General features: G+C 59.5%; 25 protein-coding genes. 13 read left to right on the top strand and 12 right to left on the bottom strand.

Annotated features, from left to right (window positions below; all coding sequences use genetic code 11):
* Nucleotides 1-46: 46 nt before the first annotated feature.
* On the bottom strand, nucleotides 47-1,633 hold the full coding sequence (locus tag I9H09_RS00125; RefSeq protein ID WP_122324868.1) for an ABC transporter substrate-binding protein: 1,587 nt from the start codon (nucleotides 1,631-1,633) through the stop codon (nucleotides 47-49).
* Between the two features lie 364 nt (nucleotides 1,634-1,997).
* On the opposite strand from I9H09_RS00125, the gene rpmB reads away from it, so the two are divergent.
* Nucleotides 1,998-2,231 carry a 50S ribosomal protein L28 gene (rpmB, locus tag I9H09_RS00120; RefSeq protein ID WP_002551514.1) on the top strand — a complete coding sequence of 78 codons (234 nt, stop codon included), beginning with the start codon at nucleotides 1,998-2,000 and terminating at the stop codon, nucleotides 2,229-2,231.
* An 11-nt stretch (nucleotides 2,232-2,242) separates the two neighbouring features.
* On the top strand, nucleotides 2,243-2,398 hold the full coding sequence (gene rpmG, locus I9H09_RS00115; RefSeq protein ID WP_002551515.1) for a 50S ribosomal protein L33: 156 nt from the start codon (nucleotides 2,243-2,245) through the stop codon (nucleotides 2,396-2,398).
* A 190-nt stretch (nucleotides 2,399-2,588) separates the two neighbouring features.
* On the opposite strand, the gene I9H09_RS00110 is transcribed toward rpmG, so the two are convergent.
* Together I9H09_RS00110 and I9H09_RS00105 are read right to left on the bottom strand one after the other, a co-directional pair.
* On the bottom strand, nucleotides 2,589-2,792 hold the full coding sequence (locus I9H09_RS00110) for an I78 family peptidase inhibitor (RefSeq protein ID WP_005887688.1): 204 nt from the start codon (nucleotides 2,790-2,792) through the stop codon (nucleotides 2,589-2,591).
* Nucleotides 2,793-2,871: 79 nt separating this feature from the next.
* Nucleotides 2,872-3,240: a cupin domain-containing protein gene (locus I9H09_RS00105; protein WP_005887686.1), complete on the bottom strand. Its 369-nt coding sequence runs from the start codon at nucleotides 3,238-3,240 to the stop codon at nucleotides 2,872-2,874.
* Between the two features lie 238 nt (nucleotides 3,241-3,478).
* Between I9H09_RS00105 and I9H09_RS00100 the strand changes: the two genes are divergently transcribed.
* Nucleotides 3,479-4,972, top strand: coding sequence for an aldehyde dehydrogenase (locus tag I9H09_RS00100; protein WP_122347431.1), 1,494 nt, complete (start codon nucleotides 3,479-3,481; stop codon nucleotides 4,970-4,972).
* 157 nt (nucleotides 4,973-5,129) lie between these two features.
* On the top strand, nucleotides 5,130-6,275 hold the full coding sequence (locus I9H09_RS00095; RefSeq protein WP_005887682.1) for an MFS transporter: 1,146 nt from the start codon (nucleotides 5,130-5,132) through the stop codon (nucleotides 6,273-6,275).
* On the opposite strand, the gene I9H09_RS00090 is transcribed toward I9H09_RS00095, so the two are convergent.
* Both I9H09_RS00090 and I9H09_RS00085 read right to left on the bottom strand, forming a co-directional pair.
* On the bottom strand, nucleotides 6,272-7,852 hold the full coding sequence (locus tag I9H09_RS00090) for a phospholipase D family protein (protein ID WP_122347414.1): 1,581 nt from the start codon (nucleotides 7,850-7,852) through the stop codon (nucleotides 6,272-6,274). The genes I9H09_RS00095 and I9H09_RS00090 overlap by 4 nt on opposite strands.
* Before the next feature lie 71 nt (nucleotides 7,853-7,923).
* On the bottom strand, nucleotides 7,924-9,345 hold the full coding sequence (locus tag I9H09_RS00085; RefSeq protein WP_024671437.1) for an aminotransferase-like domain-containing protein: 1,422 nt from the start codon (nucleotides 9,343-9,345) through the stop codon (nucleotides 7,924-7,926).
* A gap of 173 nt (nucleotides 9,346-9,518) precedes the next feature.
* Between I9H09_RS00085 and I9H09_RS00080 the strand changes: the two genes are divergently transcribed.
* Entirely contained in the window at nucleotides 9,519-9,770 is a 252-nt protein-coding gene (locus I9H09_RS00080) for a DUF1127 domain-containing protein (RefSeq protein ID WP_024671438.1), read from the top strand.
* Nucleotides 9,771-9,774: 4 nt separating this feature from the next.
* On the opposite strand, the gene I9H09_RS00075 is transcribed toward I9H09_RS00080, so the two are convergent.
* Entirely contained in the window at nucleotides 9,775-11,088 is a 1,314-nt protein-coding gene (locus I9H09_RS00075; RefSeq protein WP_122347415.1) for an NAD(P)/FAD-dependent oxidoreductase, read from the bottom strand.
* 105 nt (nucleotides 11,089-11,193) lie between these two features.
* Between I9H09_RS00075 and I9H09_RS00070 the strand changes: the two genes are divergently transcribed.
* On the top strand, nucleotides 11,194-11,547 hold the full coding sequence (locus I9H09_RS00070; RefSeq protein ID WP_005887673.1) for a YkgJ family cysteine cluster protein: 354 nt from the start codon (nucleotides 11,194-11,196) through the stop codon (nucleotides 11,545-11,547).
* Nucleotides 11,548-11,556: 9 nt separating this feature from the next.
* On the opposite strand, the gene I9H09_RS00065 is transcribed toward I9H09_RS00070, so the two are convergent.
* Nucleotides 11,557-12,045 carry an Lrp/AsnC ligand binding domain-containing protein gene (locus I9H09_RS00065; protein WP_005887671.1) on the bottom strand — a complete coding sequence of 163 codons (489 nt, stop codon included), beginning with the start codon at nucleotides 12,043-12,045 and terminating at the stop codon, nucleotides 11,557-11,559.
* Nucleotides 12,046-12,202: 157 nt separating this feature from the next.
* On the opposite strand from I9H09_RS00065, the gene dadA reads away from it, so the two are divergent.
* The 6 genes from dadA (at nucleotide 12,203) to I9H09_RS00035 (ending at nucleotide 18,126) form a co-directional block, all read left to right on the top strand.
* The gene (dadA, locus tag I9H09_RS00060; protein ID WP_005887669.1) at nucleotides 12,203-13,504 is read left to right on the top strand and encodes a D-amino acid dehydrogenase; all 1,302 of its coding nucleotides are present in this window, start codon (nucleotides 12,203-12,205) and stop codon (nucleotides 13,502-13,504) included.
* Nucleotides 13,476-13,829 (top strand): RidA family protein, encoded by a 354-nt coding sequence (locus I9H09_RS00055; RefSeq protein ID WP_005887667.1) that lies wholly within the window; start codon nucleotides 13,476-13,478, stop codon nucleotides 13,827-13,829. The genes dadA and I9H09_RS00055 overlap by 29 nt, the downstream gene beginning before the upstream one ends.
* Before the next feature lie 80 nt (nucleotides 13,830-13,909).
* The gene (alr, locus tag I9H09_RS00050) at nucleotides 13,910-14,983 is read left to right on the top strand and encodes an alanine racemase (protein ID WP_122311231.1); all 1,074 of its coding nucleotides are present in this window, start codon (nucleotides 13,910-13,912) and stop codon (nucleotides 14,981-14,983) included.
* 124 nt (nucleotides 14,984-15,107) lie between these two features.
* Complete coding sequence (locus tag I9H09_RS00045) at nucleotides 15,108-15,656, top strand: cupin domain-containing protein (protein ID WP_005887663.1); 549 nt, start codon at nucleotides 15,108-15,110, stop codon at nucleotides 15,654-15,656.
* Nucleotides 15,657-15,680: 24 nt separating this feature from the next.
* Nucleotides 15,681-16,004, top strand: coding sequence for a c-type cytochrome (locus I9H09_RS00040; protein WP_122311232.1), 324 nt, complete (start codon nucleotides 15,681-15,683; stop codon nucleotides 16,002-16,004).
* A 190-nt stretch (nucleotides 16,005-16,194) separates the two neighbouring features.
* Nucleotides 16,195-18,126: an acetyl-CoA hydrolase/transferase C-terminal domain-containing protein gene (locus tag I9H09_RS00035; protein WP_122347416.1), complete on the top strand. Its 1,932-nt coding sequence runs from the start codon at nucleotides 16,195-16,197 to the stop codon at nucleotides 18,124-18,126.
* 98 nt (nucleotides 18,127-18,224) lie between these two features.
* On the opposite strand, the gene I9H09_RS00030 is transcribed toward I9H09_RS00035, so the two are convergent.
* The 3 genes from I9H09_RS00030 to I9H09_RS00020 are packed head-to-tail and all read right to left on the bottom strand — an operon-like array spanning nucleotide 18,225 to nucleotide 21,195.
* The gene (locus I9H09_RS00030; protein ID WP_122324872.1) at nucleotides 18,225-19,037 is read right to left on the bottom strand and encodes a sulfite exporter TauE/SafE family protein; all 813 of its coding nucleotides are present in this window, start codon (nucleotides 19,035-19,037) and stop codon (nucleotides 18,225-18,227) included.
* Nucleotides 19,030-20,283, bottom strand: coding sequence for an NAD(P)/FAD-dependent oxidoreductase (locus tag I9H09_RS00025; RefSeq protein WP_053479913.1), 1,254 nt, complete (start codon nucleotides 20,281-20,283; stop codon nucleotides 19,030-19,032). The genes I9H09_RS00030 and I9H09_RS00025 overlap by 8 nt, the downstream gene beginning before the upstream one ends.
* Before the next feature lie 27 nt (nucleotides 20,284-20,310).
* Entirely contained in the window at nucleotides 20,311-21,195 is an 885-nt protein-coding gene (locus I9H09_RS00020; RefSeq protein WP_005894592.1) for an MBL fold metallo-hydrolase, read from the bottom strand.
* A gap of 259 nt (nucleotides 21,196-21,454) precedes the next feature.
* On the opposite strand from I9H09_RS00020, the gene I9H09_RS00015 reads away from it, so the two are divergent.
* The gene (locus I9H09_RS00015; protein ID WP_122235345.1) at nucleotides 21,455-22,768 is read left to right on the top strand and encodes a sigma-54 interaction domain-containing protein; all 1,314 of its coding nucleotides are present in this window, start codon (nucleotides 21,455-21,457) and stop codon (nucleotides 22,766-22,768) included.
* A gap of 275 nt (nucleotides 22,769-23,043) precedes the next feature.
* On the opposite strand, the gene I9H09_RS00010 is transcribed toward I9H09_RS00015, so the two are convergent.
* Together I9H09_RS00010 and rep are read right to left on the bottom strand one after the other, a co-directional pair.
* Nucleotides 23,044-23,613, bottom strand: coding sequence for a xanthine phosphoribosyltransferase (locus tag I9H09_RS00010; RefSeq protein ID WP_024671123.1), 570 nt, complete (start codon nucleotides 23,611-23,613; stop codon nucleotides 23,044-23,046).
* Nucleotides 23,614-23,664: 51 nt separating this feature from the next.
* Nucleotides 23,665-25,674, bottom strand: a complete 2,010-nt coding sequence (rep, locus tag I9H09_RS00005) for a DNA helicase Rep (RefSeq protein WP_122347417.1) — start codon at nucleotides 25,672-25,674, stop codon at nucleotides 23,665-23,667.

The following is a 25,674-nucleotide window of genomic DNA, read 5'->3' as shown; positions in this document are numbered from 1 at the left end:
GCATTGGCACGCCATCATGCCGAAGGGCCGAGGTCAGTCTGGCCAGTTACTTCACTTGCACCTTATAAAAGTCCTGACGGCCGAACGGGCTGACCTGATAGCCCGTGACGTCCTTGCGCACCAGTGCTGCGGCTGTCGGGTGAGCGAGGGGGATCCACAGCGCCTGCTGCTGGATCTGCGCCTGAGCCTGGTGATACAGCTTGCTGCGTTGGCCCTGATCACTGACGGATTTACCGTCTGCGATCAGCTTGTCCAGGGCTGCGTCGCAATAACGGGCAAAGTTGGTGCCCGACTTCACGGCAGCGCACGAGAACTGCGGCGTCAGGAAGTTATCCGGGTCGCCGTTGTCGCCCGCCCAACCCATGAACAACAGATCATGCTCACCGGCCTTGGCGCGGCGAATCAGCTCACCCCACTCAATGACCTTGACCTCGGCATCGATACCGATCTGCTTCAGGTCAGCCTGCAGCAATTGAGCGCCCAGACTTGGGTTCGGGTTCAGCAGACTGCCGGAAGGTCGCGTCCAGATAGTGGTCTTGAACCCCTCCTTCACACCAGCCTTGGCCAGTAAAGCCTTGGCCTTGGCAACATCGTGCTTATAGCCCGGCAAGTCTTTGGCATAGCTCCAGGTGTTCGGCGGGTAAGGGCCGCTGGCCGCTTCCGCAGTGCCTTCAAAAACCGCTTTCAGGTAATTGTCCTTGTCGAAGGCCAGGTTGAGGGCCTGACGCACTTGCGGCTTGTCAAACGGCGGATGCTGGCTGTTGATCGCCACGAACGCGGTCATAAACGCTTCGGTCTTCTCGACCTTGAGCGAGTCGATCTTGCTGGCCGCCTGGATATCCAGTGGCTTGGGCGAAAGCGCTATCTGGCATTCGTCCTGACGAATTTTCTGCAGGCGGACATTGGCGTCAGGTGTGATCGCATACACCAGTGTGTCGACATCAGACTTGCCGGCGAAGTAATCCTTGAACGCCTCGTAACGCACTACAGCATCTTTCTGAAAGCGCTTGAACACAAACGGCCCGGTGCCTATTGGCTGACTGTTGAGTTTTTTCGGCGTGCCCGCCTTCAGCAACTGCGCGGTATATTCCGCCGAGTAGATCGACGCAAAGCCCATGCTCAAGGTGGCGAGGAAGGTCGAGTCTGCTCTATTGAGCGTAAAGCGGACAGAGTGTTCGTCTGGCGCCTCAATGCTCTTGATCAGCGCGGGCAACTGCATGGACTGCGCATGCGGGAAGCCACTCTGGGCAATCTTGTGCCACGGGTTCTGCGGGTCGAGCATGCGCTGGAAGCTGAACAGCACATCATCTGCCGTCAGCTCGCGGGTTGGCGTGAAATAGTCGGTGGTATGAAACTTGACGCCCGAACGCAGTTTGAAATCGTACGTCAGGCCATCGGCGGACACGGTCCAGCTTTCCGCCAGACTCGGGACCAGCTTGCCACTCTTGGCATCGAAGTCCACCAGGCGGTTCATCAGCACATCGGCGGATGCGTTGGTGGTGGTCAGCGAGTTGTACTGAACGACGTCAAAACCTTCAGGACTGGCTTCAGTGCATACCGCAAGGCTCGATGCCTGAGCGGCAACCGGAAGTAACAGCGGAACGAGCAAAAGAGGAAGTGCAGCTAGGCGCATGGCGATATTTCCTGTTCAGAAAGGGCCCCATCTGCCGGTGCAGTCTGGTGAGGGACTAACCCTAGACTATGTATTTGCGCAGAACAATCGACATCGTGCGACGAGCGGTCGTTTTGACTGCACCCCCGCAGCGCTTGAGCATGGCGCCTTGCGAGGCGTGCCCCGTCGGGCTGCAGCGCTTTGCCTGTTGTTGCATCGAAGGGTTTCTGGTATAAAGCAGCGCTCTTTTCTAGGGGCCCGGTTCCTTCACTGTAGGTGTAGCCGGTAAGACCCTTAAAGAAACGCGGCGCCTGGCGCCAAATGACTGAGAGATTAAGCGGCCAACCCATGCCGGGTTGGGCATGTGGTTTTAGAGGGCTGAGGCATGTCGAGAGTATGTCAAGTTACCGGTAAGGGTCCGGTGACTGGGAATAACATTTCCCACGCAAACAACAAAACCCGTCGTCGTTTCCTGCCAAACCTGCAGCATCACCGCTTCTGGGTTGAAGGCGAGAAGCGTTTTGTTCGTCTGCGCGTATCTGCTAAAGGCATGCGTATCATCGACAAGCGTGGCATTGAAGTTGTGCTCGCTGAACTGCGTCGCGACGGCAAAATTTAAGGGAGAGAATCATGCGTGAATTGATCCGTTTGGTGTCGAGCGCTGGTACAGGCCATTTCTACACCACCGACAAGAACAAACGTACTACCCCGGATAAAATCGAAATCAAAAAATTCGATCCGGTTGTACGCAAGCACGTGATCTACAAAGAAGGCAAAATCAAGTAATTGATTCTGTCGACTACAAAAAACCCGCCTTCTGGCGGGTTTTTTGTGCCTGTCTGATCTGAGGCCTCAAGGGGCTCAAGCTCGCAAATTTTGGCCAAAAGCCAGAATGCAAAACACCCGACGCAACGCGCCGGGTGTTTTTTAAACGTGAAAGCCTTGTACCAGTACGATAAAGAGAACGGCTTTTGAATCAGCCGAAAATGAAACCAGACACCAGACCAGCCGTGTCGACTTTTACCTGCAGTCGCATTGGGTTGATATCCAGAGTGATGACGTCGCCGGGACCGACAACCTTCTCAAAACCGGTAATTTCGCTGATGTAGGCTTTGACGGTAGGCACGTAGCGGCTGCCGACAAGGTATTGAAGCGCTTGGGTGACAACTTCGTTTGTCATTTTCAAAATCCTTTTTTGAGTGAGCGTCCTTCAGTGGACGCACTCAGAATCACCCATAACGCCCCAAGCGATGCGTTATCTATGTATGTTCAGTCGCCTCGAACACCACATAAATCTTGCGGCATGTTTCCAGCACCTCCCACGTCCCCTTGAAACCCGCCGGGATCACGAAGCGGTCGCCCGCACGCAATGTTTTGGCGTTACCTTCCTCGTCCCGAAGTACCGACACGCCCTGAACGATTTCGCAGTACTCATGCTCGGTGTAATTCACCTGCCATTGACCTGGTTCGCCATTCCAGACACCCGCGCTCATCTGCCCGCACGGGCTGTTGTAGTGGTTATAAATTGTCTGTGCAGGGTCGCCCTTGAAGACCTTTTCCGGCGCCGGGCGGTAGTGTTCGGCTGCGGTGCTGGCTTCGCTGAAGTCGACGATACTTGCGATACTCATGATGACCCCTTGAGCTGAATACGTTGACGGTTTGACGAGGGAATCAGGCATAAGTGCCTTGCTGCCCCCATCCGGCCTGTTTAATAAAATCAACGAAAAGGCACCTCAACCGCTACCTCTGTCAAATATATTGGTTTTGACTGGCCGCTGGTTTAGGGTATCGGCTGCCCTGAAACATTCGAATTGTGTCTGAAATCAAGCATGACACACCCATATTCCGCAAGAGGAGGACATGCAAATGACCACCCTGACCCGCGCCGACTGGGAGCAACGTGCCCAGAATCTGAAGATCGAAGGCCGCGCCTTCATTCAAGGCGAGTACACCGCTGCTGCCTCCGGCGAAACTTTCGATTGCATCAGCCCGGTTGATGGCCGGTTGCTCGCCAAGGTTGCCAGCTGCGACGCTGACGATGCCCAGCGTGCTGTAGATAGTGCTCGCAGCGCTTTTGAATCAGGCGTCTGGTCACGCCTGGCACCAGCCAAACGCAAAGCCGTCATGATCCGTTTCGCAGGGCTGCTTGAGCAGAATGCCGAAGAGCTGGCCCTGCTTGAAACGCTGGACATGGGCAAACCCATCAGCGATTCGCTCGGTGTCGACATACCCGGCGGCGCCAGAGCCTTGAGCTGGAGCGGCGAGGCCATCGACAAGCTGTATGACGAAGTGGCCGCCACACCTCATGACCAATTGGGCCTGGTGACCCGCGAGCCGGTCGGCGTGGTTGCTGCCATCGTGCCGTGGAATTTCCCGTTGATGATGGCCTGCTGGAAGCTCGGCCCTGCGCTGTCCACCGGTAATTCGGTTGTTCTCAAGCCCTCGGAAAAATCTCCGCTGACCGCCATTCGCATCGCGCAACTGGCCATCGAGGCCGGTATTCCTGCAGGCGTGCTCAATGTGTTGCCGGGCTATGGCCATACTGTCGGCAAAGCACTGGCGCTGCATATGGACGTCGACACCGTGGTGTTTACCGGCTCAACCAAAATCGCCAAGCAGCTGATGATCTACGCGGGCGAATCGAACATGAAGCGCGTCTGGCTCGAAGCTGGCGGCAAAAGTCCGAACATTGTGTTTGCCGACGCACCGGATTTGCAGGCAGCCGCCGACTCCGCTGCCAGTGCGATTGCTTTCAATCAGGGCGAGGTATGCACCGCAGGTTCACGCCTGCTGGTCGAGCGCTCCATCAAGGACCGCTTCCTGCCGATGGTCATAGCAGCGCTGGGCACCTGGAAGCCTGGCAACCCGCTGGACCCGGCCACCAATGTCGGTGCGCTGGTCGATACACAGCAGATGAATACCGTACTGTCCTACATTGAGGCTGGCCACGCTGATGGCGCCAAACTGGTCGCAGGTGGCAAGCGGATTCTACAGGAAACCGGCGGTACTTACGTGGAGCCGACGATATTCGACGGGGTTAACAACGCGATGAGAATCGCTCAGGAAGAAATCTTCGGGCCGGTACTGTCGGTATTGACCTTCGACAGCGCCGAAGAAGCCATCCAGATCGCCAACGATACGCAGTACGGCCTGGCCGCCGCGGTATGGACCGCAAATATCTCGAAGGCGCACCTGACCGCCAAGGCATTGCGTGCAGGCAGCGTATGGGTGAACCAATACGACGGCGGCGACATGACAGCACCGTTTGGCGGCTTCAAACAGTCAGGCAACGGTCGCGACAAGTCGCTACACGCGTTTGACAAGTACACCGAGCTGAAATCCACCTGGATCAAGTTGTAATCCCGGGCCTCACTCTCCGCCTGGTATTGCCGTGCTGGAGCGTGAGTAGCGATGAGTGGGAGAATACCATCGTGCCCACGCTCCAGCGTGGGCACGCCGTTCTGGACGCTCTGCGTCCGATGTTGAACGCGCAATAAGGGTTTGCAGGAGCTTGAAGATGCGTTGGGGGACATATTTTGCCGTGCTGGCGTCTGTACTGGGCGTCGGTCTGGCAATGGGCGTCAGCATGCCGCTGGTTTCGTTGCGTCTGGCAGGCTGGGGCTATGGATCGTTTGCCATCGGTATCATGGCGGGAATGCCTGCGGTAGGCGTGCTGGTCGGTGCTGCGCTGGCAAGCCGCCTCGCGGCGCGCTTCGGTACGGCTAATCTGATGCGCCTGTGCCTGTGGGGCGGGGCCGTATCGGTCGGGGCGCTGGCGCTGCTGCCGTACTACTGGATATGGCTGGTCCTGCGTCTGACACTCGGGGTCATTCTGACCATCGTCTTCGTGCTGGGCGAAAGCTGGATCAACCAGTTGGTGATCGAACGCCTGCGCGGGCGACTGGTCGCGCTGTATGGCAGCACCTACGCACTGAGCCAGCTGGCCGGCCCGTTGTTGCTGGGCGTAATTGGCACCCACGCCGACTATGGCTTCTGGATCGGCGTGGTGTTGCTGGTCGGCTCGCCGTTTCTGCTTCTGGGTCGCACCGGCGCGCCTTTGACCGAATCCTGCAATGTCACCTTCACCGACCTGCTTGGCTTCTGTCGCGGCATGCCTGCCATTGCATGGGCCGTGGCGTTGTTTGCGGCGTTCGAAGCGCTGATCCTGACGCTGTTGCCGCTTTACTGCATACGCCACGGCTTTACCCCGGAGATCGCGCTGATCATGGTCAGTGTCGTGGTAGTCGGCGATGCCTTGCTGCAACTGCCGATCGGCATGCTCGCCGACCGCATCTCGCGGCGCCCGATGTTCACCGGCTGCGCGATACTGTTGCTGGCGTCCAGCCTGATGGTGCCGCTGTTGATCGATACAGTTCTGATCTGGCCGTTGTGGGCTGTATTCGGTGCCAGCGCAGGCGGGTTGCTCACCCTTTCACTGATCCTGATCGGCGAGCGTTATCGCGACAATGCGCTGGTGCGCGCCAACGCCCATGTTGCGCAGCTCTGGGGCATCGGCTGCCTGATCGGGCCCTTGGCCGCAGGTGCGGGCGGCCAGTGGGTCAGCGGCGAAGCCTTGCCACTGCTGATGGCGGCCGGCGCACTGGGGCTGTTGATTCTGATCAGGCGACGCGGTGCTTTCGGGGCACTGGCTGCGCCCGCTTAAAGCATTCTTTCAAGACCGATAGCCTGGCTCATCCACGCGTTGAAACGTCGCCACAAATCGCCAGGCTCGGTATGCAGGGTGTGGATCTGACCATTGTCTTCGGTTACCCACACCACCTTGCCATCCTCCAGCCTCGCCTCGTAAGTCAGCGACGGGGCCATACCCTGCAACGTCAGCTCGCGCAGTTGGTCGGCCAACTGCGGGCTGTCGACCAAAACCCCGACTTCGGTGTTCCACAACACGGAACGCGGGTCGAAGTTGAATGAGCCGACAAAGACTTTCTGCCGATCAAAGATCATCGCTTTGCTGTGCAGGCTTGATTCGGAGCTGGCCAGCGAATGGCTTTTCTTGAATAGATGAGGCCCGCTGCTGCGCATGGTTTCGGTGTCGCCCGGCTGGCGGCGCAATTCGAAAAGTTTGACACCATGTTCCAGCAGCGCCTTGCGATAAGGTGCGTAGCCACCATGCACGGCAGGCACATCGGTGGCTTCCAGCGAATTGGTCAGCAAGCTGACCTTGACGCCAGCATCGGCACGACCCGTCAGGTACAGCAAGCCTTCCTGCCCCGGCACGAAGTAGGCGGAGATCAGCATCAGCTCCTTGCGGGTGTTCAGCAGTTCCGGAGCCAATTGCGTGGTCAGCAGCAGGTGCGGGTCGGGTTCGCCCTGCGCCAGGACTTTGGTGGGCGCATCCCACAGCGCCTGGTTGTAAGCCCAGACCAGTTCGTTGAGCCAGGTTTTCATGCGTGGCTGAGTCTTGTAGGCCATCAACCGATCATAAAGGGCCTTGTGCTGCTGGTGCGCCTGCTCGAGTGAGTCTTCAAGCTTGCGACGGGCTTCGGCAAGGTCCTCGCCGTCAGGCAAAAAGTACATGAACTCGGCGATAGGCTTGCTCAGTGTGCTGTTCCAGTACTGATCGAAGCTGTGCCCCAGTTGCTCGGCAACCGGCCCGACGCTGAGCATGTCGATGTCAGTGAAGTTCAGGTTCGGTTCGGCATCGAAGTACTCATCGCCCAGGTTACGTCCACCGACAATCGCCACACTGCTATCGGCCAGCCACAGCTTGTTGTGCATGCGCCGGTGCTGACGCGAGAGGTTCATCAAGCGACCCAGGCTACGAGTGATCCCGGTCTCGCGCCCCAGGTTTTGCGGGTTGAACAGGCGAATCTCGATGTTCGGATGGGCAGCGAGCGTAGCGATAGCCTGGTCCACCCCGTCGCTGGTGGTGTCGTCCAGCAGGATGCGTACACGAACGCCACGGTCTGCTGCTTTGAGCAACTCGTCGATCAGCGCGCGCGTACTCAGGCCGTCGTGAACGATGTAGTACTGCAGATCAAGGCTGCTTTTGGCGTTACGGATCAGTTCGGCGCGAGCCTTGAAGGCATCGCTGCTGTCAGGCAGAAGACGAAAACCCGAGCGCCCGTCGTACGGCATCGCCATAGCCTGAATGGAGCGCCCGAAAGCCGACCCTGAAGGCGGCATGGCCTGGCTTGGCTCGCTGGCGATTTCCTGGTGCGCGCAACCGCTGACGCACAATGCAACCAGCAGGCAAAAGGGCAAGGCCCATGAATGGTTCAAATTGGTTTCCGTGTCTGGACATGGCTCGACTTGCGGATAAGACCGACAAAACCGGGAAAGATTTGCCAGCGTCAGTCAGTTTGCGCATTCAGTTGCGTGATTGTCTCGCCCACGATACGCACGGCGTTCTCGATTTCCCGTGTGGGTCTGGACGCGTAATTCATGCGCAGGCAGTTTCGATACTTGCCCGATGCCGAGAAAATACTGCCCACGGCGACCTGCACGCCTCTGTCCAGCAAGACACGGTTCAGGCGTTGAGTGTCAAAGCCCTCGGCCAACTCTACCCACAGCATGAAGCCGCCTTGCGGACGACTGACGCGTGTGCCTTCGGGAAAATAGCTCATCACCCAGTCGATGATCTGATCTCGACTGCGCTGGTACTGGATACGCATACGTCTTACGTGCGGCGTGTAATGACCGCCTTCGAGAAAGTCTGCGATAGCCAGTTGCGGTTGAGGGGCAGTGGAACCGGTGCCGATGTATTTCATGTGCAGCACTTGCTCCAGGTAACGCCCCGGCGCCACCCAGCCAACCCTCAGGCCGGGCGCAAGCGTCTTGGAAAAAGAACTGCAGAGCAGCACGCGACCGTCTTCATCGAAGGACTTGATGGTGCGCGGGCGAGGGTAGTTGTACGCAAGGTCGCCATACACATCGTCTTCGATGATCGCCACATCGAAGCGTTGCGCCAAGGTGAGCAGGGCACGCTTGCGGTCTTCCGGCATGATGTAGCCGAGCGGGTTGTTGCAGTTTGGCGTCAACTGGATGACCTTGATCGGCCACTGCTCGAGCGCCAGCTCCAGCGCTTCCAGACTGATGCCGGTCAGCGGGTCGGTCGGAATCTCCATGGCTTTCATGCCGACTCCCTTGAGGGTCTGCATGGCGCCGAAAAAGCTGGGCGAGTCCACGGCAACGATGTCACCCGGCTCACAGATGGCGCGAACGCTGGCAGAGAGGGCTTCGTGACAACCGGTGGTGATAATCAGGTCACTGGCGCTCAAATTGCAGCCTGAATCGAGCATCAGCCGGGCGATCTGTTCGCGCAGCCTGGGCACGCCATAGATGTTGTCGTAATACAGACCCGGCATGTCCTGGTGACGACTCAATTGGCTGAACGCGCGCATCAGCGGCTTCAGAGTCGGGCTGGTGACATCAGGCATGCCACGCCCCAGTTGGGTCACGGCGTCGCGCGGCGCCACGCGGATCAGCTCCAGCACCTGATCCCATTGGGAGATATCCACAGGCCTCTGCACCGGACGGCCTACTGCCGGAAGCGCAGGAGCGCGCTTGCTGACCGACACAAAATAGCCGGACTTGGGTTTGGGTGACGCCAGGCCGTTGTCTTCCAGTAGCCGATATGCCTGCTGCACAGTGCTCAGACTGACGCCGTGTTCGAGGCTTAGCGCACGCACCGAAGGCAGGCGGTCACCAGGGCGATAAAAACCGTTTTCGATGCGCGAGCCAAGTAGTTCGGCAAGGTTGACGTAGAGCGTCATGACGGCCTCTTGTTATTTACAACGCCAATAGCAGTACAGATGGGGCAGAAATATAGCATTCAGAGCTATTTATCAGCATTCTGTATGGAAAATATAACTGCATTTTGAATCTGTATTGGTTTTGCCCGTCGTTTCATCATAGACCCACGCCCAACCAAGATGAGTGAATCGAAATGAACGGGTTCAGCGATGTGCGTCTGACGCTTCACAGCCAGGAACTGAATGACTATCGGCCGGCAGCCATCAAGACAGTCCGTCCGCAAAAGATCGACCTGCTGGCGGGCATGAGCCGCTGGGCGCGCTGCCAGCATCGCTGGACATCCCGCCGCGCCTTGCTGGAGCTGACCGATGATGAGTTGCGCGACATCGGCCTCGATGCCCGGCAGGCCAGGGCCGAGGCCATGAAACCGTTCTGGAGGACGTGAGCCTTCAGCGCAATTCTTTCAGCCGGTGCCAGAGCATGCCCAGCGCCAGTAAGGGCGAACGCAGATGCTTGCCGCCCGGAAAGGTCATGTGCGGCACCTTGGCGAACAGCTCGAAACCATCACTGTGCTGCCCGCTGATGGCTTCGGCGAGCAAGCGGCCCGCAAGGTGCGTGGCGTTCACGCCGTGCCCCGAATAGGCCTGGGCATAAAACACGTTGGGATGGGACTTGAGCCGACCGATCTGCGGCAGGCGGTTGGCGCCGATACCGATCATGCCGCCCCATTGATAATCGATTTTCACGCCTTTCAGCTGCGGGAATACTTCCAGCATCTTGGGACGCATATAAGCGGCGACATCCTGCGGATCACGCCCTGAATAATGACAGGCACCTCCGAACAACAGGCGACGGTCGGCAGACAGGCGATAGTAGTCCACTGTCACGCGCTGATCGCAGACAGCCATGTCCTGTGGCAGCAATTCACTGGCCTGAGCCTCGCTCAAGGGCTCAGTCGCAATGATGTAACTGCCTGCGGGCAAAACCTTGCCGCTGAGTTCCGGGTTCAGGTCATTGAGGTAAGCGTTGCAACCGAGCACCAGGGTTTTCGCCAGCACCGTCCCTTGAGCCGTGTGCACCTTGACCTGCGAGCCATAGTCGATGCGAGTCACGGCAGAGCGCTCGAACACCTGCACGCCCAGCGCTCTTGCGACCGCCGCTTCGCCCAGCGCAAGGTTCAACGGATGCAGATGCCCGGAGCCCATGTCGATCAGCCCGCCGACGTATCGATCGGAACCCACCACGCTGCGCATCTGATCAGGTTGCAGCAGCTGCAACGCATGGCGATAACCCAGGCTGCGCAGTTCATCTGCGTCCTCGGCCAGGCTGTCCAGATCACGTGGTTTGTTGGCCAGATCGCAATAACCCCATTTCAGGTCGCAGTCGATGCCGTAACGCTCGACACGCTGGCGTACGATCTCGACGGCCTCGATACCCAGCAGCTTGAGCTGGCGCACGCCGTCACTGCCGATGACATTGGCGAACTGCCCAACATCATGGCCGACGCCGCGAATCAACTGCCCGCCGTTACGCCCGCTGGCCCCCCAACCAATCTTGCGCGCTTCCAGCAGCGCCACGCTCAAGCCGTGCTCGGTCAGTTCGATGGCAGTGTTGAGCCCGGAAAATCCACCGCCCACGACACACACGTCCACCTTCAGCTCGCCTTGAAGCACAGCATGATCCGGTTGCGGATGGCTGCTGGCAGCATAGTAGGAGGCAACATGAGGGGCGTCACGGTTCGGATGCTGAACGCGAGCGTTCATGGATTCTTCCTGTTGGCGATGTTTGTATGCAGGGGAGGATAAGCCGCTGTCATGAGCCTGCCAACTGAGGCAAACTCCCTGCATTGTGTGTGGATGATCGATTCAATGAGCTGCAACCGCCAAAAAGTCAGCGATCTGCGACGTCAGATTCCCTCGTTCGAGTGCGTGCCCGGCTGTCACGATTGCTGCGGGCCGGTCACGACGTCGCCCGAAGAAATGTCGCGCCTGCCACGCAAGACTGCCGCCGAGCAGGAAGCCGCGCTCGATGAGCTGAACTGTGTCCACCTGGGCCCGCAAGGCTGCACGGTGTATGACGAACGCCCGCTGATCTGCCGCCTGTTTGGCACCACTGCAAGCCTGCCGTGCCCGAACAACCGCCGCCCGGTGGAGCTCATCCACCCGCAGGTCGAAAAGCAGATACACGCGTACATGGCGTCGACCCGCCAGGTGCTGGTGTAAGCGCCAGAATCACTCGGGAACAGGCAGGTTCAGGCTTTCTTTCACTTCCTCCATCACGATGTAGCTCTTGGACTCGCGCACATGCGGCAGCTTGAGCAGGATGTCGCCCAGCAGTTTGCGATACGACGCCATCTCGGAAATACGCGCCTTGACCAGATAGTCGAAGTCGCCGGACACCAGGTGACACTCCAGCACGTGCGGCAGCTTCAGCACGGCGCGGCGAAATTCTTCGAAGGTGTCGCCAGACTTGTAATCCAGGCTTATTTCCACGAAGACCAGCAGGCTGGCCTTGAGGCTTTGCGGGTTCAGGCGGGCGTTGTAACCCATGATGATGCCCTCGCGCTCCAGCCGACGAACGCGCTCGGTACAGGGCGTGGTCGAAAGGCCGACCCTTTCGCCCAGCTCGGTAAACGAGATACGTGCATCTGCCTGAAGAATGCGCAGGATATTGCGATCAATCTTGTCCAGTTCGCGATTTGACTGATGTTGAGTACGCACGGGCAAGTTCCCCTCTACCAAAGCGTTTAATGCCGTGAATAAAAGCTGAATATAAACGGTTATACAGTGAGAAACACTGCCCGTAGCTCAATATACTGCGCACATTCTGGCTTTAACCTTAAAAATATCAGCGGATATCCGCGATGAGGTCGTCGACATGCGCGTTCTGGTCCTTGGTAGTGGCGTCATCGGTACCACCAGTGCTTATTATCTGGCGCGTGCCGGTTTCCAGGTGACCGTGATCGACCGCCAGCCCGCTGCCGGCATGGAGACCAGTTTTGCCAATGCCGGCCAGGTCTCTCCGGGCTATGCCTCGCCCTGGGCTGCGCCAGGTGTGCCGCTCAAGGCCATCAAGTGGCTGCTGGAGCGCCATGCGCCACTGGCGATCAAAGCCACCACCGACATCGATCAATACCTGTGGATGGCCCAGATGCTGCGCAACTGCACGGCAAGCCGGTATGCCGTCAACAAGGAGCGCATGGTGCGCCTCTCTGAATACAGCCGCGATTGCCTGGACGAGCTGCGCATCGAAACCGGGATTGCCTACGAGGGTCGACGCCTGGGCACTACCCAACTGTTCCGTACTCAGGCGCAACTGGACAATGCCGCCAAGGACATCTCGGTGCTCGAGCAGTCCGGTGTTCCTTATGAGCTGCTGGACCGCGAGGGCATTGCCCGTGTCGAACCGGCACTGGCCGGGGTGACCGGCATTCTGAGCGGCGCATTGCGCTTGCCCAACGACCAGACCGGTGACTGCCAGCTGTTCACCACGCGGCTGGCGGAGATGGCGGTGGCACTGGGCGTCGAGTTCCGTTACGGCCAGAACATCGAGCGCCTTGACCACGCAGGCGACAGCATCAACGGCGTGTGGGTCGATGGCGTGCTGGAAACCGCAGACCGCTATGTGCTGGCGCTGGGCAGTTACTCGCCACAATTGCTCAAGCCGCTGGGCATCAAGGCCCCGGTGTACCCGCTCAAGGGGTATTCGCTGACGGTGCCGATCACCCGCCCCGAGATGGCGCCGAAATCGACCATTCTCGATGAAACCTACAAGGTCGCTATCACCCGTTTCGATAACCGAATCCGGGTCGGTGGCATGGCCGAAATCGCCGGGTTCGACCTCTCGCTCAACCCTCGTCGTCGCGAAACGCTGGAGATGATCGTCGGTGACCTCTATCCTCAGGGCGGCGACTTGAGCCAGGCGAGCTTCTGGACCGGGCTGCGTCCGACCACACCCGACGGGACGCCGATCGTGGGTGCAACACCGTTCCGCAACCTGTTCCTCAACACCGGCCACGGCACGCTGGGCTGGACGATGGCGTGTGGTTCCGGTCGTTTGCTGGCAGATATCATCGCCCGCAAGACACCTCAGATCAGTGCCCAAGGGCTTGATATCTCTCGTTACGGCCACACCCAGGAGAATGCACAGCATGTCAATCCAGCGCCAGCTCACCAATGAGCGCATGAGTCAGGTCGTCGTCCACAATGGCACCGTCTATCTGTCAGGCCAGGTGGGCGATGACATGACCGCAGGTGTCGAGCAACAGACCCGGGAGGTCCTGAACAGCATCGAGCGTCTGCTCGACCTGGCTGGCACCGACAAGACGCGTATTCTGGCGGTCACGATTTACCTGAAGGACATCGACGCGCACTTTGCCGGCATGAACAGTGTGTGGGACAAGTGGTTGCCCAAGGGCTTCGCTCCCGCCCGTGCAACGGTCGAAGCCAAGTTGTGCGAGCCGGAAATCCTCGTCGAACTGTCGGTTGTCGCAGCACTGCCATAACGCTTCGCAACGGTCCGGCGCAGCCTCCACAACGCCGGGCTTTCCTCTTCGATTACTCTCTTCAGGCAACTACCGTCACCATGCGTCCAGCCCGCGCCCTTATTGATCTTCAGGCACTGCGCCACAACTACCAACTGGCTCGAGAAAGCAGCGGCGGCAAGGCCCTTGCGGTCATCAAAGCCGATGCTTATGGCCACGGCGCAGTGCGTGTCGCCCAGGCACTGGAGGCACAAGCCGACGGTTTCGCAGTTGCCTGCATCGAAGAGGCGCTGGAGCTGCGCGCAGCCGGCCTTCGCGCGCCCATCCTGCTGCTCGAAGGCTTCTTTGAAGCGGATGAGCTGGCGCTGATTGTCGAGCATGACTTATGGACAGTTGTGCATACGATTTGGCAACTGGAGGCCATTGAAAAGGCTCGCCTCGACAAGCCGTTAACCGTCTGGCTCAAGCTCGACACCGGCATGCACCGCGTCGGGCTGTACCCTTCGGAATATCGCGCGGCCCACCAGCGTCTGCTGGCCAGCGGCAAAGTGGCGAAAGTCGTCCTGATGACTCACTTCGCCTGTGCAGACGAACTGGACAGCCCGTCGAGCGCCGAACAGTACGCAGTGTTCGAAGCCACCTGCCAGGGGCTGGCGGCAGAAACCAGCCTGAAAAACTCGCCTGCCGTGTTGGGCTGGCCGAAGATCCGCAGCGACTGGTCGCGTACCGGCATCATGCTTTACGGCGCTACGCCGTTTGGCCAGTCGCAGCCACTGGCAGACCGGCTGCAACCGGTCATGACGCTGGAATCGAAAATCATCAGCGTGCGCGAAGTGCCTGCTGGCGAGGCAGTGGGTTATGGCGCGACCTTCGTCAGCGACTGCCCATTGCGGGTCGGCGTGGCAGCCATGGGATATGCCGACGGTTATCCGCGCCACGCGCCGTCCGGCACGCCTGTGCATGTCGATGGCCAGCGCTCCAGTCTGATTGGCCGAGTGTCCATGGACATGCTCTGCGTGGACCTGACCGGGTTGCCACAGGCCGGGCTCGGCAGTCGGGTCGAGCTGTGGGGCAAGGGCGTGCTCGCCAGCGAAGTTGCCGCGCAGGCTGAGACGATTCCGTACCAGATCTTCTGCAATCTGCGTCGTGTTCCGCGTATCTATTCCGAAAACTGATCCCTGCGTCTCGGCGCCAGTCCTTTACGTTTCGGTTTCTGTCGAAGTGTTGTAAATATTGAACGCTGTTGCCATGATGGCGTTCATAACGACCTGACCTGACAAAAACCGGGGGAATGCCGCATTGGACGTGGGTGAACGGCTGCAATCGATCCGCAAGCTCAAGGGCCTGTCCCAACGAGAACTCGCCAAGCGCGCAGGCGTGACCAACAGCACCATTTCCATGATCGAGAAAAACAGCGTAAGCCCTTCGATCAGCTCACTGCGCAAGGTGCTGGGCGGCATCCCGATGTCCATGGTCGAATTCTTCTCGGAAGAAACCGTGCCGGAGAACGCAGCCCAGGTGGTCTACAAGGCCAGCGAGCTGATTGATATCTCGGACGGTGCCGTCACTATGAAGCTGGTCGGCAAGTCGCATCAGGGCCGCGCCATCGCGTTCCTGACCGAAACCTACCCGCCGGGCGCCGATACCGGCGAAGAAATGCTCGTTCACGAAGGCGAAGAAACCGGAATTCTCGTTGAAGGACGGCTTGAGCTGGTTGTCGGACACGACACTTACGTGCTCGAAGCAGGCGACAGTTATTACTTCGAAAGCACTCGACCGCACCGCTTTCGCAACCCGTTCGATGTTGCGGCGCGACTGATCAGCGCTGCAACGCCTGCTAATTTCTGACCGCCTTATGCCGATGAGTGCAGCGTGAAGACGACCCTGAAGAACCTGGCCATAGCGGGCACGTTGACGATTTTGGCGCTGAACGCTCAGGCCGCCGACAATGCCCGATCCCCTGACGACATCATTGCTGCGCATTGCGTAGCCTGCCACAGCGTCGGCCTGCTCAACGCGCCGAAGATCGGTGACACGCCAGCCTGGCAAGAGCGGGCGAAAAAAGCAGGCGGCCTGGATGGCCTGCTGGCCAGCACCATCAAAGGCCTGAGCATCATGCCCCCGAAAGGCACCTGCGGCGATTGCACTGACGAAGAACTCAAAAGCACCATCCAGAGCATGTCCGGACTGAAATAATCCTATAATTCCGGCCCCTAACCTGACCGTAATCGCGCGGCATGGCGAAGGCCTCTCGTTCTTCACGCGCGTGGGAATGCATTTCGTGACGCTCCGCGTCACACTCTGGAGCATCAGCACGGTGGCCATGCAGCACTTTCACTTCGTCACCGGTCCAACCTGCATCCAATAACAATTCAGGAGAGCCGGGATGCCGTATTCCTGTTCCATCGAGCAAGCCGTCGATCACGTTCTGGCGCAGTTACCCGAGCATATTCATCTCGGCATGCCGTTGGGGCTGGGCAAGCCCAATCGGTTCGTCAACGCCCTGTACCAACGTATCAGTCAGCTGCCCGAGCGAAGGTTGACGATCTACACCGCCCTGACGCTTGGTCGACCCACGCCGGGCGAGGGCTTGCAGGCGCGGTTTCTGGAGCCGTTTCTGGAACGGACATTCGGAGACTATCCGGAGCTTGAATACCTCTCCGCCCTGCGCCGCGACAAACTGCCCGCCAATATTCGCGTCCAGCAGTTCTTCATGCAGCCAGGCAGCCTGCTCGACAGTGCGCCGGCCCAGCAGGACTACGTCAGCAGCAATTACAGCCACGCCGCCCGCGACATCAACGCCAACGGGCTGAACCTGATTGCGCAGCTGATAGCGCGCGATGATCAGCGTCCGACCACGCTGAGCCTGAGCTGCAACCCGGACGTGACCCTCGATCTGCTGCCCATGATCGCCAAGCGTCGAGCTGCCGGAGAAACCATTCTGATGCTCGGCCAGGTCCACGCTGACCTGCCGTACATGCCGGGCGACTCGGAGCTGGACGTCGAAGCCTTCGATCTGCTGTTGAACGAAGACGAGCGCAGCACGCTGTTTTCGACGCCCAACATGCCGGTCGGCTATCAAGATCATCTGATCGGCCTGCACACCAGCACATTGGTGCGCGACGGCGGTACGCTGCAGATAGGCATCGGCTCGATGGGCGATGCGCTGACCGGCGCATTGCTGGCGAGGCAGGCCGACAACGAAACCTGGCGTAGCCTGCTGGCCGAGCTGAACATGAGCAACTGGCAGACCCTGATCGACCGGGAGGGCGGTACCCAGCCTTTCGCCAGCGGTCTTTATGGCTGTAGCGAGATGTTCGTCAACGGGCTGTTGGTGCTGGCCGATGCAGGCATTGTGCGGCGCAAGGTGTATGCCGATGCAGAGCTGCAGCGGTTGGCCAACATGGGCACCCTCGACGAAGACGCGCACCCTGAAGGCGTAATCGTGCACGGCGGGTTCTTCCTCGGGCCGTCGAGTTTTTACCAACGCCTGCGCGAGCTGCCTGCCGAACGCCTGGCACAATTCAACATGACTGCCATCAGCTACATCAACGAGCTTTATGGTCAAGAAGACCTCAAGCGCCTGCAACGCCGCGATGCACGCTTCATCAACAGCGCATTCACCGTCACGCTGATGGGCGCAGCAGTGGCCGACCAGCTGGAAGACGGCAGGGTGCTCAGCGGTGTTGGCGGGCAATACAACTTCGTCGCCCAGGCTCATGCACTGGAAGGCGCTCGTTCGATTCTAATGCTGCGCAGTTGGCGCGAGTCAGGCGGCGAGGTCAGCTCAAATATCGTCTGGCAATATGGCCATACAACGATCCCTCGGCACCTGCGCGATATCGTCGTGACCGAATACGGCATTGCCGACCTGCGCGGCCAGACCGACGCCACAGTCATCGAACGCATTCTGAATATCACCGACTCAAGGTTTCAGCCTGGCTTGATCGAGCAGGCCCAAAAGGCTGGCAAGCTGCCCAAGGATTTCCACCTCGACCCGCGCTTTACTCAGAACACACCAGAACGCCTGCGAGAAACTTCAGCGCATTACCCATCGTTGTTCACCGAGTACCCGTTGGGCTGTGATTTCACGCCTGAAGAGCGCGATCTGCTGCGGGCGCTGAACTGGCTGAAAAGCAAACTCAAGCTCACGGAAATTCTCGAACTGGGCAAAGCCGCCCTCGATGCTCCAGAGCCGGAAGCCTTCCAGCAGCATCTGCAGCGCATGCAACTGGACAACCCGCAGGGCCTGCGCGAAGAGCTGTACCAGCGGCTGCTGCTGGCTGGGCTGCAGAATACAACCGGGCTGACGGGCTGATGCTCGTGCCCACGCTCCAGCGTGGGGGACGCAGTTCTGGATGCTCTGCGTCCGATGTTGATGTGCGGGTACGAGACTCATAGAAGAGCCAACGCCAACTACACCACCGTAAGCACCAACATAACCGCAGCAACGAGCCCGCACACAGCAAACAACTGCTGTAAACGCGGGCCAGCAAGGTAGCGAGAGATTTGTCTGCCACCGACCAGGCCGGCAACCGCGCCGAGCGCGAAGGGCGCGCCTACCGCCCAGTGCATGACCCCGCTGAGCGAAGCGATGATGACACTGCCTGCAGAAACCAGAGCGATCACCGCCAGTGAGGTCGCCACGACGCTCTTCATGTCCAGATCGCTATAGCGGGTCAGCGCCGGAATTATCACAAAGCCGCCGCCCACGCCGAGCAGCCCGGACAGCAACCCCGAGCCCAGACCGGTCAGCGTCAAGGCACGCAGGCACGGCATCGTCCAGCGCAGTCGTCCTTGCAGCGGGTTGAGAACGCAGGGCAGTATTTCTGCTCGCGGCGCAGCCTGGCCGTCACGCAGTTCACGGCTGGCCCGCATGAACATGCGCCCGCAGGCATACAGCAACACTGCCGAAAATATCAGCGCCAGCGGCGCGGCGGGCAGACGGTGGGCAAGCCAGAGGCCGATGGGAGACATCAGCACGCCGATACCTGCGATGTACCCTGCCGCGCGATAGCGCACGATGCCCTGGCGCAACCCCAGCACAGCGCCGACCCCGGCAGCCAGACCCACCGCCAGCAGACCGACCGGCGCTGCTTCGACAATCGTCAGCCCCAGCCCGAACACCAGCAACGGCACCGCGAGAATGCCGCCGCCTGCCCCGGTCAGTGCCAGCACCACCCCGATGATTGCGCCCAGACCTGCGCCCAATAACTGATGCTCAACCATGCGGAGCGTCAGCCTTCTTGGGTTTTGCCAGCCATTCACGGCCCTTGAGCATGGCGTTCCAGTACAGCGCGGGTAGCACGCGCTCTTTCAACCACCACGCCAGTCGGGTCGGTTTGCGCCCATCCAGCAACCAGCCCGGAAAGCTGGGCGCCACCTTGCCGCCATAGGTGAACTCGGCCAGCACGATTTTGCCTTTTTCGACAGTCAGCGGGCAGGAGCCATAGCCGTCATAAGCAGCCGAACCGCTCAGCCGACCCAACGCAACCAGTACATTATTGGCCACTACCGGTGCCTGTTTGCGGGCGGCAGCAGCGGTCTTGGCGTTGCTGGTATTAGTGGCGTCGCCCAACCCGTGAATGTTGGCAAACTGCCGATGCCGAAGCGTGGCAGGGTCCACATCTACCCAGCCGGCCGCGTCGGCGAGCGGGCTGTTGCGAATGAAATCGGGGGCAGTCTGCGGAGGCACGACATGCAGCATGTCAAAACTTTGCTCGACGGTTTCACTGCTGCCGTCGGGCTGGCTGCGAATGAACGTGGCGCGTTTACCCGGCCCGTCAACAGCCACCAGCCGGTGGCTGAACTTGAGGTCGATGGCGTAACGATCCACATAGCTCATCAGCGCCGGAACGTAATCTGCGACACCGAACAGCACGCCACCGGCGTTATAGAACTGCGTATCGATCTGCGCGAGATACCCGGCTTTCAGCCAGTGATCGCAGGACAGGTACATGGCCTTTTGCGGCGCACCGGCGCACTTTATCGGCATCGGCGGTTGGGTGAACAAAGCGCGGCCCTGCTTGAGTTCCTGCACCAGTTTCCAGGTGTAAGGCGCCAAGTCAAAACGGTAATTGGACGTCACGCCGTTGGCACCCAGGGTTTCGACCAACCCGTCGATGGCTGCCCAGTCCAGCTTCAGCCCGGGGCAGACCACCAGTTGCTGATAGCCGATCGTGCTGCCGTCTTCCAGTGTCAGGGCGTTGTCCTGCGGTTCGAAGCTTGCCACCGCGGCCTTGATCCACTGCACGCCCTTGGGGATCAGTGAAACCATACTGCGCGCCGTCGATTGCGCTTCAAAGATGCCTGCACCGACCATCGTCCAGCCAGGCTGGTAGTAGTGGGTGTCGGCAGGATCAACAAGCGTGATCTGCAGCGAGGCATCGCGGGCGAGCAGGCTTGTGGCCGTGGCTATGCCAGCAGCACCCGCGCCGACGATCAGGATCTGACAGGTAGTATTCGAGGCATTCATTGCAGAGTTTCCAATGGCAGGCAGGGCTCATAGCGCATTGAGCGGGATCTTCAGATAAACGACGCCGTTGTCTTCGGGCTCCGGAAAGTGCCCGCAACGCATGTTGACCTGTACCGAAGGCAGCATCAGCACCGGCATCTCCAGCGTCACATCGCGGGCTTCGCGCATGCTGACGAATGTGTCTTCATCGACGCCGTCATGCACATGAATATTGCTCGCGCGCTGCTCAGCGACGGTAGTCATGTATTTCAGCGCCCGGCCGTTGGGCAGGTAGTCGTGACACATGAACAGAAGGGTTTGCGGTGGCAGGGCCAGCAGCTTGCGAATCGAACGGTACAAGGTGCGTGCATCAGCGCCCGGGAAGTCGCAGCGGGCGGTGCCGTAATCGGGCATGAACAGCGTATCGCCGACAAACGCGACGGTCTGTTCGCCGACCTGCACCAGGTAGCTCATACAGGCCGGCGTGTGTCCGGGCGTGTGCATGGCTTTTACCTGCAGCGTGCCGATGGCGAATGCAGCGTCATCATCCAGAAGTACATCGAACTGGCTGCCATTGCGCGCGAAATCCGACGATGCGTTGAACAACGCACCGAAAGTCTTCTGCACGACAGTGATGTGGCTGCCTATCACGATCTTGCCGCCAAGGTTCTGTTTCAGATAAGGCGCTGCCGACAGATGATCGGCATGTACATGCGTTTCGAAAATCCATTGCACCGAGGCCTGCAAGGCCCGTACGCGGTCAATCATCCGGTCGGCGGACTCAGTCCGGGTGCGACCGGACTTGGGGTCGTAATCGAGCACGCTGTCGATCAGCGCGCACTGCTTGCTCTCCAGGTCCATCACCAGATAACTGATGGTCCCGGTCTCGCTGTCGAACAACGCTTCAACGTGAAGCTTTTCACCAATGATCATGTGCAATTCCCATGGCTGTAATCGCCCCGAAGCTGTTTGGAGCTGGACGGTTGGCAGTCGTTGCATTGCAGTCTCAATTACCATGCCAATCACGCTGACGCACCTGGCGCTCAGTCATTGCAAGGGGCAGGTTTGTTCTACGCCTCACCCTGTTGACAGCCGATCAGACCTGACTGCCACTTTTTGGCAGCTTGCTGGCAGTCAATGGCATAAACTGGCAGCCCGTTGACCAGCGGGCCACCCGTCTTCAGGAGCAATCATGTCAGTCATCGCCACCGATTTTACCGGCAGCCGCATGCAGTCGCTGGTGTCGTACCTCGAGCATGATCTGCGTCCGACCATCGTGCTGGACACCGACTACAACATCATCGCCGCCAATACCGCCTACCAGCGCCAGTTTGGCGTCGAGGGCACGCCGCACGTTGGCGAGAAATGTTATCGGGTATCCCACCAGTTTGCCGTGCCCTGCGATCAGGCCGGTGAGCATTGTCCGATGCGCAAGGCCCATGAAACCAGGTTGCCTGAGCGCCTGCTGCATATTCACCACACGCCGCGCGGCCCGGAGCATGTCGACGTAGAACTGCGGCCGATTCTGGACGATCAGGGCGAAGTGATCGCTTACGTCGAGCGCTTGAGTTCAGTGGCGGTGGCGTCGGTCCAGCCTCAGCAACATGGGCTGGTGGGGCGTTCGGCTGCATTCAAGGAGGTGTTGAGCGCCTTGCAGCGCGCCGCGCCAGCGCAGATACCGGTGCTGCTGCAAGGCGAATCCGGGACCGGCAAAGAGCTGTTTGCACGTGCGCTGCATGCCAGCAGCTCTAGGTCTGCCGGGCCACTGGTAGTCGTGGACTGCACCGGGCTGACTGAAAGCCTGCTGGAGAGCGAGCTTTTCGGTTATGAAAAGGGTGCATTTACCGGAGCATTGCAACGCAAGACCGGCCTGGCCGAGGCCGCTCATGGCGGTACGCTGTTTCTCGACGAGATTGGCGAGGTGCCGCTGGCCATGCAGGTCAAACTGCTGAGGCTGATCGAGTCGGGGAGTTTCCGTCCGGTAGGCAGCCTGAGAACCGTGCATTCCGATTTCCGGCTGGTTGTGGCGACCCACAAGCCGCTCAAGGACATGGTCGCCGAAGGCAGCTTTCGTCAAGACCTGTTCTACCGAATCAGCGCCTTTCCGATTCGTTTGCCCGCCCTGCGTGAGCGCAGCGAGGACCTGCCGCTGCTGATCGACAGCTTGCTGCAACGCATCGCGCCAGGTGCTGCGCCACGTGTCGATAACGAGGCCATGAAACTGCTGAGCTTCTACAGCTACCCCGGCAACATCCGCGAGCTGCGCAACATCCTCGAACGCGCCAGGCTGTTCGCCGATGACGGCATCATTCGCGCGCAGGATCTACCCGCTGAAGTGCGCGGGCATGGCGAGCCGAGCGGCGTTTCTTATCGCCGGCAGGATGATGGCCTGGAGAAACTTGCACACGCGTTGCGGGTGTTCAAAGGCTCACGCAGTGAGCTGGCCCAGGAGCTGGGATTGAGCGAACGCACCCTGTATCGGCGTTTGCGCGCACTCGGTATTTAGAGCCTGCGACGCAGAGCGTCACGACCGGCATTCCCACGCTGGAGCATGAGGAACGAGAGGTGCCTGGAAAACGCTACCGCGCCCATTCTCCGCGTCCAGTGTTATGCACAGGTCTTGAAGAGCGCGAAAAACGGGGCCTTTGCGGGAGCGGACTTGTCCGCAAAGACTGTATTTCAGACAACGCATGTTTCGGCGATCATACCGGCCCTTTCGCGAACAAGTTCGCTCCCACGCCCCACAGGCAGAAGCTCGGAGGCGTGTCCATCATTGGGGCCTTACTTGAACGTCACCACCCCGCCGGCCAGCGATTCGACCCGTGCCAGCGATTCAACGCGATAGCCCTGTGCATCCAGCTCGGCGCGGCCGCCCTGGAAGGACTTCTCAATTACGATGCCCAGGCCGGCTACGGTGGCGCCAGCCTGCTTGATGATCGAGATCAGTGCCTGCGACGCTTTGCCGTTGGCCAGGAAGTCATCGATGATCAGCACGTTGTCTGTGCTGTTCAGATGCCGCGGCGAGATGGCGACAGTGCTTTCCACCTGTTTGGTGAAGGAATACACGGTAGCCGACAGCAGGTTTTCAGTCAGGGTCAGGGACTGATGCTTGCGGGCGAAAATCACCGGCACGCCCATATTCAGGCCCGCCATCACGGCCGGTGCAATGCCGGACGCTTCGATGGTGACAATCTTGGTCACGCCCGCATCCGCGAACAGCCGGGCGAACTCGTCGCCGATTTGCTTCATCAGCGCAGGATCAATCTGGTGATTGAGAAACGCATCGACTTTCAACACCTGTTCGGACAGTACGATGCCTTCTTCGCGAATCTTCTTGTGCAGTGCTTCCACTTCAATTCCTTGGCTGCGCCATTGCGCAATAAATGATCAATTTTGTGTCGGCTAGCGTTTCAGCATCGCGCGAATATCGGCCAGCGCTGTGTTGCCGCGCACCGCTTTGACTTCCACTGGCGTGTCATCAGTGCCTTCCCAGGCCAGATCGTCCGGCGGCAGCTCATCCAGAAAACGGCTTGGCGAGCAGTCGATGATTTCCCCGTACTGCTTGCGCTTGGCGGCGAAGGTAAACGCCAGGGTCTGCCGCGCGCGGGTGATGCCCACGTACGCCAGGCGGCGTTCTTCCTCGATGGTGTCGGCCTCGATGCTGGAGCGGTGCGGGAGGATTTCTTCTTCCATGCCCATGATGAACACGTACGGAAATTCCAGCCCCTTGGACGCGTGCAGGGTCATCATCTGCACGCCCTCGGCACCGTCTTCCTCTTCCTGCTGACGCTCGAGCATGTCCCGCAAGACCAGCTTGCCGATGGCCTCCTCGATGGTCATGCCGCCTTCTTCGTCTTTTTCCAGCGTGTTTTTAAGCGCCTCGATCAGAAACCAGACGTTACTCATCCGGTAGTCGGCAGCTTTCTCACTGGAGCTGTTCTGCCGCAGCCAGTTCTCGTAATCGATGTCCATGACCATCCTGCGCAGCGCAGCAATCGGGTCGTTCTGCGCGCATTGCTGGCGTACGCCATCCATCCAGCGCTTGAAGCGTTGCAGGCGGTCGGTGAAACGGCTGTCCAGATGCTCGCCAAGGCCGATTTCATCGGTGGCGGCGTACATCGATACCTTGCGTCCGGTGGCGTAGTTGCCGAGTTTTTCCAGCGTGGTCGAACCGATTTCCCGACGCGGAACGTTGATCACACGCAGAAACGCATTGTCGTCATCCGGGTTCACCAGCAGCCGAAAGTAGGCCATCAGGTCTTTCACTTCCTGACGACCAAAGAAGCTGTTGCCGCCCGACAGGCGATACGGCACCTGATGGTGCTGCAGTTTCAGCTCGATCAGTTTGGCCTGATAGTTACCGCGGTACAGAATGGCAAAGTCGCTGTAGGGCCGGTCGGTGCGCAGGTGCAGGGTGAGGATTTCCATCGCCACCCGCTCGGCCTCGGCGTCTTCGTTACGGCAGCGAATGACCCGGATCTCGTCCCCGTGGCCCATGTCGGACCACAGCTGCTTTTCGAACGCATGCGGGTTGTTGGAGATCAGCACGTTGGCGCAGCGCAGGATGCGGCTGGTCGAGCGGTAATTCTGCTCCAGCATGACCACTTTCAGCGACGGGTAGTCATCCTTGAGCAGCATCAGGTTTTCCGGTCGCGCGCCGCGCCAGGCGTAGATCGACTGGTCGTCGTCGCCCACCACGGTGAACTGGTTGCGCGAGCCGATCAGCAACTTCACCAGCAGGTACTGACTGGCGTTGGTGTCCTGGTATTCATCCACCAGCAGATAACGCACTTTGTTCTGCCATTTTTCCAGGATGTCGGCGTGTTCCTGGAAGAGTTTGACCGGCATCAGGATCAGGTCATCGAAGTCCACCGCGTTGTACGCCTTGAGCGTGCGCTGATAGTGGGTGTAGACGATGGCAGCAGTCTGTTCCTTGGGGTTGCGAGCGTTTTCCAGGGCCTCGGCGGGCAGGATTAGATCGTTTTTCCACGAGCCGATCATGTTCTTGATTTCGTCGACACCGTCGTCGCCGGAATACTCTTTTTGCATGATGTCGGTCATCAGGGCCTTGACGTCGGTCTCGTCGAAGATCGAGAAGCCCGGTTTGTAACCCAGCCGCGTGTGTTCCTTGCGGATGATGTTGAGGCCCAGATTATGGAAGGTCGAGACCGTCAGACCACGCCCTTCGCCGCCTCTGAGCAATGTGCCGACCCGCTCTTTCATTTCGCGCGCGGCCTTGTTGGTGAAGGTCATGGCGACGATGTACTGGGCCCGGATCCCGCAATTCTGGATCAGGTGGGCAATTTTGCGGGTGATCACGCTGGTCTTGCCGGAACCGGCACCGGCGAGCACCAAAAGAGGGCCGCCGACGTAGTTCACGGCTTCCTGCTGCCGGGGATTGAGTCGGGACAT

It is taken from the genome of Pseudomonas tremae (assembly GCF_023278125.1).
GTDB lineage: Bacteria > Pseudomonadota > Gammaproteobacteria > Pseudomonadales > Pseudomonadaceae > Aquipseudomonas > Aquipseudomonas tremae.
This window is presented reverse-complemented; position numbering and strand designations above follow the sequence as displayed.

Bases quoted from the DNA above. Each gene is read 5' to 3' on its own strand.
- I9H09_RS00105 (WP_005887686.1), bottom strand. From the start codon at position 3,240: ATGAGTATCGCAAGTATCGTCGACTTCAGCGAAGCCAGCACCGCAGCC.
- I9H09_RS00085 (WP_024671437.1), bottom strand. From the start codon at position 9,345: ATGACGCTCTACGTCAACCTTGCCGAACTACTTGGCTCGCGCATCGAA.
- I9H09_RS00095 (WP_005887682.1), top strand. From the start codon at position 5,130: ATGCGTTGGGGGACATATTTTGCCGTGCTGGCGTCTGTACTGGGCGTC.
- I9H09_RS00075 (WP_122347415.1), bottom strand. From the start codon at position 11,088: ATGAACGCTCGCGTTCAGCATCCGAACCGTGACGCCCCTCATGTTGCC.
- I9H09_RS00020 (WP_005894592.1), bottom strand. From the start codon at position 21,195: ATGATCATTGGTGAAAAGCTTCACGTTGAAGCGTTGTTCGACAGCGAG.
- I9H09_RS00015 (WP_122235345.1), top strand. From the start codon at position 21,455: ATGTCAGTCATCGCCACCGATTTTACCGGCAGCCGCATGCAGTCGCTG.
- I9H09_RS00030 (WP_122324872.1), bottom strand. From the start codon at position 19,037: ATGGTTGAGCATCAGTTATTGGGCGCAGGTCTGGGCGCAATCATCGGG.
- I9H09_RS00055 (WP_005887667.1), top strand. From the start codon at position 13,476: ATGTCAATCCAGCGCCAGCTCACCAATGAGCGCATGAGTCAGGTCGTC.
- rpmB (WP_002551514.1), top strand. From the start codon at position 1,998: ATGTCGAGAGTATGTCAAGTTACCGGTAAGGGTCCGGTGACTGGGAAT.
- I9H09_RS00100 (WP_122347431.1), top strand. From the start codon at position 3,479: ATGACCACCCTGACCCGCGCCGACTGGGAGCAACGTGCCCAGAATCTG.
- I9H09_RS00080 (WP_024671438.1), top strand. From the start codon at position 9,519: ATGAACGGGTTCAGCGATGTGCGTCTGACGCTTCACAGCCAGGAACTG.
- rpmG (WP_002551515.1), top strand. From the start codon at position 2,243: ATGCGTGAATTGATCCGTTTGGTGTCGAGCGCTGGTACAGGCCATTTC.
- rep (WP_122347417.1), bottom strand. From the start codon at position 25,674: ATGTCCCGACTCAATCCCCGGCAGCAGGAAGCCGTGAACTACGTCGGC.
- I9H09_RS00025 (WP_053479913.1), bottom strand. From the start codon at position 20,283: ATGAATGCCTCGAATACTACCTGTCAGATCCTGATCGTCGGCGCGGGT.
- dadA (WP_005887669.1), top strand. From the start codon at position 12,203: ATGCGCGTTCTGGTCCTTGGTAGTGGCGTCATCGGTACCACCAGTGCT.
- I9H09_RS00125 (WP_122324868.1), bottom strand. From the start codon at position 1,633: ATGCGCCTAGCTGCACTTCCTCTTTTGCTCGTTCCGCTGTTACTTCCG.
- alr (WP_122311231.1), top strand. From the start codon at position 13,910: ATGCGTCCAGCCCGCGCCCTTATTGATCTTCAGGCACTGCGCCACAAC.
- I9H09_RS00110 (WP_005887688.1), bottom strand. From the start codon at position 2,792: ATGACAAACGAAGTTGTCACCCAAGCGCTTCAATACCTTGTCGGCAGC.
- I9H09_RS00070 (WP_005887673.1), top strand. From the start codon at position 11,194: ATGAGCTGCAACCGCCAAAAAGTCAGCGATCTGCGACGTCAGATTCCC.
- I9H09_RS00035 (WP_122347416.1), top strand. From the start codon at position 16,195: ATGCCGTATTCCTGTTCCATCGAGCAAGCCGTCGATCACGTTCTGGCG.